6 protein-coding genes and 1 tRNA gene are annotated in these 10262 nt (G+C 67.9%); 1 reads left to right on the forward strand and 6 read right to left on the reverse strand.

The features are described from left to right. Nucleotides 1–149: 149 nt before the first annotated feature. The 5 genes from ACTS1X_RS05995 to ACTS1X_RS06015 form a co-directional block, all read right to left on the reverse strand. On the reverse strand, nt 150–2504 hold the full coding sequence (locus ACTS1X_RS05995) for a TonB-dependent receptor (protein WP_442613477.1): 2355 nt from the start codon (nt 2502–2504) through the stop codon (nt 150–152). Nucleotides 2505–2536: 32 nt separating this feature from the next. Next, nucleotides 2537–3460 (reverse strand): alpha/beta fold hydrolase, encoded by a 924-nt coding sequence (locus tag ACTS1X_RS06000; RefSeq protein ID WP_442613478.1) that lies wholly within the window; start codon nt 3458–3460, stop codon nt 2537–2539. A 129-nt stretch (nt 3461–3589) separates the two neighbouring features. Further along, the gene (locus tag ACTS1X_RS06005) at nt 3590–4648 is read right to left on the reverse strand and encodes a helix-turn-helix transcriptional regulator (RefSeq protein WP_442613479.1); all 1059 of its coding nucleotides are present in this window, start codon (nt 4646–4648) and stop codon (nt 3590–3592) included. 129 nt (nt 4649–4777) lie between these two features. Next, a complete protein-coding gene (locus ACTS1X_RS06010) occupies nt 4778–7321 on the reverse strand; it encodes a TonB-dependent receptor (protein ID WP_442613480.1) in 2544 nt (847 codons plus the stop codon). A 474-nt stretch (nt 7322–7795) separates the two neighbouring features. Continuing rightward, nucleotides 7796–7871 (reverse strand) — tRNA-Ala (locus tag ACTS1X_RS06015). Between the two features lie 163 nt (nt 7872–8034). On the opposite strand from ACTS1X_RS06015, the gene ACTS1X_RS06020 reads away from it, so the two are divergent. Then, nucleotides 8035–9024 (forward strand): NADP-dependent oxidoreductase, encoded by a 990-nt coding sequence (locus ACTS1X_RS06020; RefSeq protein ID WP_442613481.1) that lies wholly within the window; start codon nt 8035–8037, stop codon nt 9022–9024. Between the two features lie 46 nt (nt 9025–9070). On the opposite strand, the gene ACTS1X_RS06025 is transcribed toward ACTS1X_RS06020, so the two are convergent. Further along, nucleotides 9071–10262: M23 family metallopeptidase (locus ACTS1X_RS06025; RefSeq protein ID WP_442613482.1), on the reverse strand; the 1192-nt coding region annotated here is incomplete at its 5' end.

The following is a 10262-nucleotide window of genomic DNA, read 5'->3' on the forward strand; positions in this document are numbered from 1 at the left end:
GGCACCGGCCCGCACCCCCTCCCGGCCTCCCAATAGAATACACTGAATGGGAGGTCGGGAGGGGGTGCGGGCCGGTGCGGCGCTCGACCGAATGATCGAGCCCGACAATCAAATCTGCCGTACTTTCCCGTCAGGGAAATTCCGACAAACTAGAACCGCATCCGCGCGCTCGCGAAAACGCGGGTCGGATCGCCGTAGAAGGCGGTCAACGTGCCTTCGCGACCGAGGGTCGGGACGAACCCGCCCGTGCCGTTGGGCGCCACGAAGTTGTAGCCCGAGACGATATAGCGTTCGTCGGTGATGTTCTTGGCATGCACGCCGAGCTGCCAGTGATCGTCGTCGGACGTCCAGACGATGCTCGCGTCCCAAAGCGCATAGCCGTCCTGGTCGAGCGGGCTGCGCACCTCGAACTGGCTCGTCTCGCTGCGATAGCTGAGGGTCGTCAGGAAATTGAGGTCGCCGCCGAACGCGGGCACCGAATAGTCGAGCGTGCCGGACAGCGTCCATTCGGGCGTGTTCTGGAACACCCGCTGGTCGGCGACGTCGTTGCCGAAGGCGTCGATGAACTCGTCATATTCGGCGTTGATATAGCCGGCCGCCCAGGTGAAGCCCAGCCGGTCGCCGGCGGTCACGAAATCGCGGCCGATACGGGCGCGGCCCTCGAACTCGATGCCCCAGATCGTCGCCGCGCCGGCGTTGGACGTGATGCCGATGAAGCTGTCGTTGACGCCGTCCCCATTGGTGTCGACGCCGACCGAGCCCGGAATCTGGATGTCGGTATAGTCGGCGTAGAAGCCGGCCAGCGCGAGATTCACGGCGCCGTTCGCCAGCGAGGCGCGGTAGCCGAGCTCGAAACTGTCGACCGTTTCGGGGTCGAAGCGCATGAACTCGAAGATGTCGGCATCGTCGATATCCCCGTCGCCGTCGAGATCGGGGGCCGCCGTGGTCTGGCCGCGCGGGTCGAACCCGCCGCCCTTGAAGCCGCGCGCATAGCTGAAATAGATATTGTGGTCGGGGGTCGGGCGGAAGGATACGGACGCGCGCGGCGTGAATTCCTCGAACGTCTCGGTGCCGTCGAAGTCCGACGTCGTGGCGATCAGCAGCGCATTGTTGCCGCCGAACTGGGCGGTCGGGCCGAACAGGAAGGTCTGGCGCAGCACCCGCGACGAGCGCTCGTCATGGGTGAAGCGACCGCCGACCGAAACGCTCCACTGATCGGTGATGTCGAAGCTGAAATCGCCGAACACCGACCAGGTTTCGGTCGCGACGTCGCCGAACGTCTTCGCGGTGAGGCCCGGCAGCGGTCCGAAGGGCGGCGGAATGACCGCCCCCGTCGTCGCGAGGATCACGTCGAAATCGGTCGAGGCGTTGGCGTCGAGATAATAGAAGCCGAGCAGTCCGGCGAGCCGGCCGTCGTCGTAGACGATCTGGAATTCCTCGGAGAACTGGTCGTTCGCATAGGCGGCCGGAACGTCGAGATCCTGCGCCGGCAGGCTGTCGAAGTCGATCGGCGTCGTCGATTCATCGTCGCGATAGGCGATGATGTTGCGCAGGCGGACATGATCGCTGACCTGGATCTCGATCGTACCCGAAACGCCCCACGCCTCGACCCGCTGGCGCGGAAGTTCGAGGCCGGCGCGCGTGTCGAAGACATTGTCGAGAACCGGCGCGCCCGACACGAGGCCCGGGATCAGCCGATGGCCCTGGCGCGGATTGGAGCGGTCGTCGGTATAGTCGCCGGTGATCCGCACGAAGACGTCGCTGTTCGGCGCATATTCGATCGTGCCGCGCGCGGCGGCGACGTCCTTGTCGTAATTCTCGATCCCGAGATTGAGATTCTCGCCGAAGCCGTTGCGGGTCAGCAGCGCGCCGGCCCCGCCGACATAGAAGCCGCTGTCGCCGAGCGGCAGCGCGACCGAGGCGATGCCGTCGAACTGGCCGTAGGTGCCGGCATTGACGCGGAACTCGCCGAGCGGGCTGTCCGCAAGCCGGCGGGTGACGAACTTCACCGCACCGCCGATCGTGTTGCGGCCGTAGAGCGTGCCCTGCGGTCCGCGCAGCACCTCGATCCGCTCGACGTTGAAGATGTCGAGCACCGCGCCCTGCGGCCGGTTGTAATAGACGTCGTCGACATAGAGGCCGACGCCGTTCTCGAAGCCGGCGACCGGGTCCTGCTGGCCGACGCCGCGGATGAAGGTGGTCAGCGTCGTGTTCGTGCCGCGCGACACCTCGAAGGTGACGTTGGGCACGCTTTCGGCGATTTCGGTGATGTCGAGCGTGCCGGACTGGTTGAGCTGCTCGGCGCCGATCGCCGTGATCGAGAGCGGCACCTCGACCAGCGCTTCGTCGCGCCGCCGGGCGCTGACGATGATCGGCGCATTCTCGCCCGCCGTTTCGGCGCCCGCATCGGTCTGTGCCTGGGCGGCGCCGGGCAGGGCGAAGGCGAGCGGCGCGAAAGCGATGCCGCCGAGATAGCGGATGGCGCGGTTGCTGCGATTGGTCATTTTTGGCTCCCTGGTAGGTCGTGTTTTGTCGGTCATCGGTCGCGGCCTTCGAGAAAGGCGCGGACATCGGCGGCGGTGCGGGCCGGGATTTCCTCCTGCGGCGCATGGCCGACGCCGGGATAGGTGACGAGCCGCGCATCGGGGATCGCGGCCGCGATCCGCCGGGCATGGTCGAGCGGGATCACCCGGTCCTCCTCGCCCCACAGGATCAGGGTCGGCGCGGCGACCCGGGCGAGATCGGGCTCGGGATCGGGCAGCACGAATTCCTCGAGATGGCCGATAAAGGCTTCGCCGTTTCCGGGGCGCGCCATCATCTCCCGGATCTGTTCGATCCGGCCTGCGGGGAGGCGCGCCGGATCGGCGTAGATCTGGGTGGCCGAAGCCTGCACGCCGGCGAGCGGCGCGGCGAGCAGATAGCCGCGCATCGCATCGGGCACGGGCACCGGATTTTCGGTGACGCCGTAGATCGAATAGGCGCCGCTATCGACGAGGATCAGCCGCTCGACGCGCTCGGGATGCGCGGCGGCGAACCGCCAGGCGACGAGCCCGCCGAAACTGTTGCCGCCGAGCGTGGCGCGCTCGATGCCGAGCGCGTCGAGCAGCCGCCCCAGCACCTCGACCCGCTCGTCGGGCGCATAGCGGGTCAGCGGATCGGGCCCGGTCATGCCGTGGCCGAGCAGGTCGTAGCGGACGATCCGATAGTCGTCCGACAGGTGCTCCGCCCAGCCGTCCCAGCTTTCGAGACTCATCGTGAAGCCGTGCAGCAGGACGATCGCCGGCGCATCGGCCGGGCCTTCCTCGCGCACGCGGATCTGCGCGCCGTCGATATCGATCGTGCGGGTGACGGGCGCGGCGGGCGCCGTCCCGGCGACGGGCGCAGGCGGCGTTTCCGGCGCGCACGCACCGAGCGCTGCCGCCAGGAGCAGGGCGAGCCCGCCCGATTTCGGAAATTTCACTTTTCGTAACATCCTGTACCCTGAACGGACCGGCTATCGCTGCCAGCTTTGCCGCACTCCTAGCCGCCGCAAAGCCCCCCGGTCGATGACGGGTTCGATCAATTTCGATGGGACAATTTCGCTCAGCCTCTATCGGTGCCCGTCGGCCTCGTTCCGGTAATGGCGGGGCGCATGGCCGGTCCAGCCGCGGAACGCCCGGGCGAAACTCCGGCCGTCGCTGAACCCCAGCTGCTCGGCGATCACCGCCACCGGTTCGCCGCGCGCCAGCCGCTGCCGCGCCTCGTCGGCAAGCGTTTGCGCGCGCACGTCGCGAAACCGGGTGCCGCGCTCCTCGAGCCGCCGCCGCAGGGACGCGACGCTCATGCCGAGATGCCGCGCCACGCTGCGCTGGTCGCCGAGCCCGTCGCGCAAGGCCTGTGCGGTGCGGTTGACGATGTCGTCGCCCGCGGCGTCCGCGCCGCCGAGCCGGTCGAGCGTGCGCGCGATCCCGCCATAGATGGTGCGCGAACCCAGCACCGGACAGGCCGCCGGATCGACGGCCCAGTCGGCCACCACAGCGTCGTAGTGAAGCGCGAAATGGCGCGCGCCGTGCACGATCGCGACCCCCCATCCGGCGAGCGGGCCCGGTGCATCGTCCTTCGGCCGCCGGGTGCGGATGCCGCGAAGGGGCAGCGGCGCCTCGGCCGTGCTGCTCGATTGCAGCAGGACATGGACGTAGACGAGCAGCGCTTCGAGCGAGAAGAGGATGAACGGGTCGTCCTTGGGAATCGCGTAGGGAAAGTCGCTGTCGTCCATGACGAAGCAGAGCTCGTCGCGCGCCGTCGCCACCTGGTTGTAGCGGCCGCCATGGATGACGTTGTAGCTGGCGGCGAGCACGTCGAGCATGTCGCGCACGGTCGTCGCGTTGCGCAGCCGGTCGCGGATGAAATCGGAGGTGCCGAGCATCAGCGGGCGGGCCGAGACGTGGATCGTCTCGTCGCCGATCGCGAGCGCGATCTGTTCGCTGAGCCGGAAATAGTCGGCGAGGCTGGCGCTGCCCTCGCGGCCCGGATCGAGCAGGCCGTCCGGCAGGTGCGCGGCGGCGAGCACGGCCTTGCGGTCGAGCGCCGCCTCCGCGATGATCGCCGCGAGCGGCCGCAGCGTCGCCGCCGCCACTGTGACACTCCCCAATCCGCGCGCCTCGATCATGCTGCGCTCTATAGGCAAAGGCGCGCGCCCTGTCTTGCGACGGCTCAACCGGCCGGCCGGGGGCGCGGAAAAGGAAAAGCCGGCGCGGCGGACCGCACCGGCTTTTCGCAGGCGTCCGGGACCGGGATCCTAGAAGCCGACCCGGGCGGAAACGCCGTAATAGCGCGGCTGGCCCGGATAGCCGGCGAAGGTACCGGTCTGTTCGGGCACGGCGAAGGTCTGGATGTTGTAATAGGTGTCCAGCAGGTTCTCGACGAAGAATTCGAGCTGCCAGCGATCGTCCTCCGAGGCGATGCCGACCCGGGCGTTGATGATGCCGAACGGCTCGTTGTCGACGATGCCGCGGCCGGCGGCGCTGGTCGCGGTCGCGCTGTTGAACCGGGCGTCGACATGGAAGAGCGCGTTCAGGCTGTCGGTCAGCGCCGGGGTCCAGGTCGCCGCGCCGGTCAGCGTGTGGCGCGGCACGTTGACGAGCTGGAGCCCCTCGGCGCCGGCGAGCGGCGTCCCGGTGAGATCGTTGCTGCTGTCGAACGCGGCGTCGGTCAGCGCATAGCCGAGCTGGAAGGTCAGATCGCGCACCGGCCGGATCGTCGCGTCGATCTCGATGCCCTTGGAGATCGTCTGCTCGACATTCTGCACGAAGAAGCTGGTGCCCGAGAAGACGAGCTGCTGATAGTTGGAGAAGTCCTGATAGAAGGCGGCGACGTTGAAGGTGAAGTCGCGGCCCCAGCTGGTCTTCAGGCCCACCTCATAGGCGTCGACCGTTTCGGCCTCGAACTGCAGGTCGGTGAGCTGCGGCCCGTTGCCGCCGAGCAGCACCGAATCGAAACCGGCGCGGTCGAGATTGTAGCCGCCCGACTTGTAGCCGCGGTCATAGGCCGCATAGACGAGCACGTCCGGGTTGATCTGATAGGCGAGCCGCACCGTGCCGGTGAACTCGTCGTCGCTGAACCCGCCGGCATAGGCGCCGTTGAACTCGGTGTTCACCGTCGGGTTGCAGGCGAGCAGGAAGGCCTCGGGCACATTGGCGAGGATCAGGCTGCTATAGGGCCCGGCCGCCGGATCGAAGAAGAAGCCGCAGGCCGGCGTGTTCGCGTTGAGGCTGGCAGCGATGTCCTTCTCTTCATGGTTCCAGCGCAGGCCGAGGGTCAGCGACAGCTCGTCGGTAATGTCAATGACATTGTGCGTGAACAGCGCGATCGCCTCGGTATCGACCGTGTAATTGTCGGCCTGCTGGCCCGCGCCCGCCGGGTTGCCGGGCAGCGGCGTGTTGAACAGCGCGAACAGCGCGGGGTTGGCCGCCGCGGCCGCCGCGAGCTGCGGATTGGTGGCGAGCAGCACCTGCCCGAATTCGGGCACCGCCGGGCCGAAGCTGTCGAAGAATTCGAAGCCGGCCGCCGGATTGAAGGCGAACAGCGCGTCGACATACTGGTTGGCCTGCGCACCGAACCGGACGGTATCGCGCAGGGTCAGCGTTTCGTTGAGGTAGAAGGCGCCGACGAGCCAGTCGAGACGGTCGTCGAACGCGGTGCCCTGCAAGCGGATTTCCTGGGTGAAGTCTTCCAGGCCGGTCCGGTATCCCTCGCGATAGGCACGGTCGGCGCCCGAAAAATCGATGTCCTGGTTGCGCAGCGAACGCCAGTCGCGGAACGCGGTGATCGAGGTCAGCGTGAAGGCGTCGAACTCATAGTCGATCTGGGCCGAAACGCCCCATTCCTCGACCGCCTCGTTGAAGTCGCGGCCCGGAGTGATCGCCATGACGCGGTCTTCGGGATCGGCGGTCGCGATGCCGACATTGCCGGCGAGGCCCGCGATCAGGTCGATCGCGCCGGCCGTCGGGCCGGCCACCAGATTGACGGCGCCGCAGCATTCCTCGTCGGTATCGGCATAGTCGGCGATGATCCGGATCGTCAGCCGCTCATTCTCGAACAGCGCCTGGCCGCGCAGCGCGTAGCGGTCGATCGTGTTGATGTCGCGCCCGCTGTTGACGTCGGTGATATAGCCGTCGCGCGACCGGTAGATGCCGTCGAAGCGCAGCGCGATCGTGTCGCTGACCGGGCCGGTGATCGCCCCGCGCAGCTCATAGGCGTCGAAATTGCCGTAGCTGCCTTCGACGAAGCCGCCGAGATCGAATTCGGGCATCTGGGTGGTGATGCTCAGCGCGCCGGCCGAGGTGTTGCGGCCGAACAGCGTGCCCTGCGGGCCGCGCAGCACTTCGACGCGCTCGATCGGCGGCAGTTCGCTCAGCGCGACGCCGGCGCGGGCGCGGTAGACGCCGTCGATGAACACGCCGACCGCGGGTTCGAAGCCCGGATTGTCGCCGGCCGTGCCGATCCCGCGGATCGAGAGCGCGGTGGCGTTGGACGAGGACTGGCCCGTCGTCGCGACGAGGCTGGGCGCGAGCTGGGCGAAGTCGCGGATATCGTCGACCCCGGCATTCTCGACCAGATCGCCGCTGATGACGGATACCGACAGCGGCACGCTCTGCACGTCCTCGGCGCGCCGTGTCGCGGTGACGAGGATGATATTGGGATCGAAATTCGCATCGTCCGCCGCGCTTTCGGTGGCGCTGTCCGCCTGTCCGGGAGCCTCCGGTGCGGGTTGCGTCTGGGCCTGGGCCGGGGCGACGCCGAGGATGGCGGCGGCGCTGGCGAGCAGAATGGATTTGTTCACGGCAGGGTCCTTGCTGTTGGGAAGAGGGTAAGCGGCGACGGCGCGGCCGGGCGGCCGCGAAACGTCAGCGCTGGAGAATGTGGAGACGGGGCCGGGGATCGATGCCCGGGTCGCCGAGAGGGGTCGGCTCTTCGCGCGGCGCGGCGGCCGCCAATATCGATGGCATGGTCACTCGTCTTTCCGTTTCGGCGGATCGATCCGGCGCGACATCCGTTCGGGACCCCTCTTCCCGCCTGCCATGGTCGAGGACGCGATGGCAGGATTGCGATGCGTTTTTGCCGGCGCGACGCGCCCTATTTCGTTTCGGTATTCTTACCTAGATCGTAATTGCTTTGCATATGGTAAACGCCAGAATCAAGGCGAAAAATTCCGCATGACGGGTGATCGCCGCAATCGATTGACGGGCATGGCGGGCGGCCGGGCCGGCGGGCCGGGTCCGCTGTCGGGAGCGGATCGACCGGCGCGGTCCGGCGATGGTGGAGCCGGGGGGATTCGAACCCCCGACCTCTGCAGTGCGATTGCAGCGCTCTCCCAACTGAGCTACGGCCCCGCACCATCGTCCGCGCCGCATATCCGCGGCGGGCGCTTCCTTTAACCGCGAGAATTGCCGGGCGCAACGGTGGAGATTCTCCGCACCCCGCACTTGCCGATTGGCGCCCTTCCCGGCAAGACGGTTGCAATAGAAAACCAGAATCGAAGACTAGGAGACGCACATGCCCCGCGCCTGGCACCTGAAATCCCGCCCCGAAGCCATGCCTGCCCATGACAATTTCGAACTCAGGGACTTCGAGCAGGCGCCGATGGCCGCGGGGACCATCCGGGTCGCGAACAGATGGCTGTCGGTCGATCCCTACATGCGCGGCCGGATGCGCGACGTGAAAAGCTATGTCCCGCCCTTCGCGATCGGCGAGCCGATGCAGGGCGGCGCGATCGGCGAAGTCGTCGAGAGCAATGCGGACGGGTTCGCCGTCGGCGACATGGTCCAGCACATGGCCGGCTGGCGCGACGAGGCCGTGATCCCCGCCGCCGAGGCGCAGAAGCTCCCCGATCTCGGCATTCCCGTGCAGAGCTTTCTCGGCTTTCTCGGCATGCCGGGGATGACCGCCTATTTCGGGCTGCTCGACGTGGCGGCGGCCAGGGAGGGCGATATCGTCTTCGTTTCCGGCGCGGCCGGCGCCGTCGGCTCGACCGTCATCCAGATCGCCAAGGCCAAGGGCATGACCGCCATCGGCTCGGCCGGCGGACAGGAGAAATGCGACTGGGTCAAATCGCTCGGCGCCGACGCGGTCGTCGACTACAAGGCCGAGGGCGCGCTGCTCGACAAGCTGATGGCGGCCGCGCCCAAGGGCATCGACGTCTATTTCGACAATGTCGGCGGCGAGCATCTCGACGCCGCCTTCGCGGTCGCCAATCCCGGCGCGCGCTTCGCCGAATGCGGAATGATCTCGGGCTATAACAGCGCCGAGCCGATGTGCTTCCGCTACATCATGAACGTCATCGGCAAGGGCCTCAGGCTGCGCGGCTTCATCGTCACCGAGTTCATGGACCGGATGGGCGAATTCCACGCCGATATGGGCGGGATGCTCCAGGCCGGAAAGCTGACCAGCCAGGAAACCGTGCATGAGGGGCTGGACAGCCAGGTCGATGCGTTCATCGGGCTGTTCACCGGCGGCAATACCGGCAAGATGCTCGTCAAGGTCTAGCGGGCTTTAGTCACGGACCCGGCTTGGCGGGGGGCGGGCGCGGCCGCTAGCTGCGCGCAGGCGCGCGCCGGCGGCTGTCCGACGCGATTTCGGTTTCCGCGGGTTCCCGGCCGCGCGCGAGCGCGGCGCCGGGCTCCACCTCGAGCAGGTTGGCCAGGGTCGTGCGGAAGCGCTGCAGTTCGGCGCCGGCCAGGCGCGCCTGCCGCGTGAAGCTGACCGAGCGCGGATCGACCTTGCTGCCGTTGCGGATCAGTTCGTAATGGAGATGCGGGCCGGTCGACAGACCGGTCGAGCCGACATAGCCGATAATCTGGCCCTGGCTGACCCGCGCTCCGTTCGACGCGACGATCCGGCTCATATGCGCATAGGCGGTCTGGATGCCGCTGCCATGGTTGATCCGGACATAATTGCCGTAACCGCGATTGCGGCCGGAGAAGTTCACCGTGCCCGACGCCGCGGCGCGGATCGGCGTGCCGTAGCCGGCCGCGATATCGAGGCCGGTGTGCATGCGCCGATAGCCGAGGATCGGATGGCGGCGATAGCCGAAGCCCGAGCTCAGCCGACCGTTGACCGGCATCAGCATCTGGCCGGTCTGCTGGCCGACGCCCGACGCCTCGAACCACTGGTCCTCGCCGTCGACCGCCCAGCGCAGCAACTGGGTTTCCCGCTCGCCGCGCTCGATGCCCGCATAGATGAGCCGGCCGATCTCGACCTCTCCGGTCTCGGCCCGGCGATGTTCGACGATGATGTCGAAGGTCGCGTCCGCGCCGATATCGCGGTTGACCGACATGCGCGTCCCGATGGCGCGCAGATATTCCTGGATCGCGGCCGGCGGCGCGCCGGCGGCGCGCGCCGAACGGTAGAGGCTCGAGCCGACCCGGCCGCGGATGCGCAGCGGCGTGTCGTCGACCGCGATCGCGATCGGGTTGAGCCGGAGCGCGCCGTCGACGCGGGCGACCTCGAGCTTGAGATCGAAACGGGCGCGGAAGGCGATTTCGTCGACCGGGCGGGGCACCGTGCGGTTCGGCCGGCGCCCGAGCACGATGTTCATGATCGTGCCGGGCCGGATATCGTCCATCGGAACGGCGTCGGATATCATCGCGGCCAGTTCCGCAGCCTCGGCGGGCGCGACGCCCGCGCGCTGCAGCACGCGTTCGAACCCATCGCCGCGGCCCAGGGTCGCGGTCAGTTCGATGCGCGGCCGTTCCGGCGTTCCCGCCAGCGGCTCGACGGCGTCG

The sequence above is a fragment of the Parasphingopyxis sp. genome (assembly GCF_052168275.1).
In the GTDB taxonomy this organism is placed as follows: domain Bacteria; phylum Pseudomonadota; class Alphaproteobacteria; order Sphingomonadales; family Sphingomonadaceae; genus Parasphingopyxis.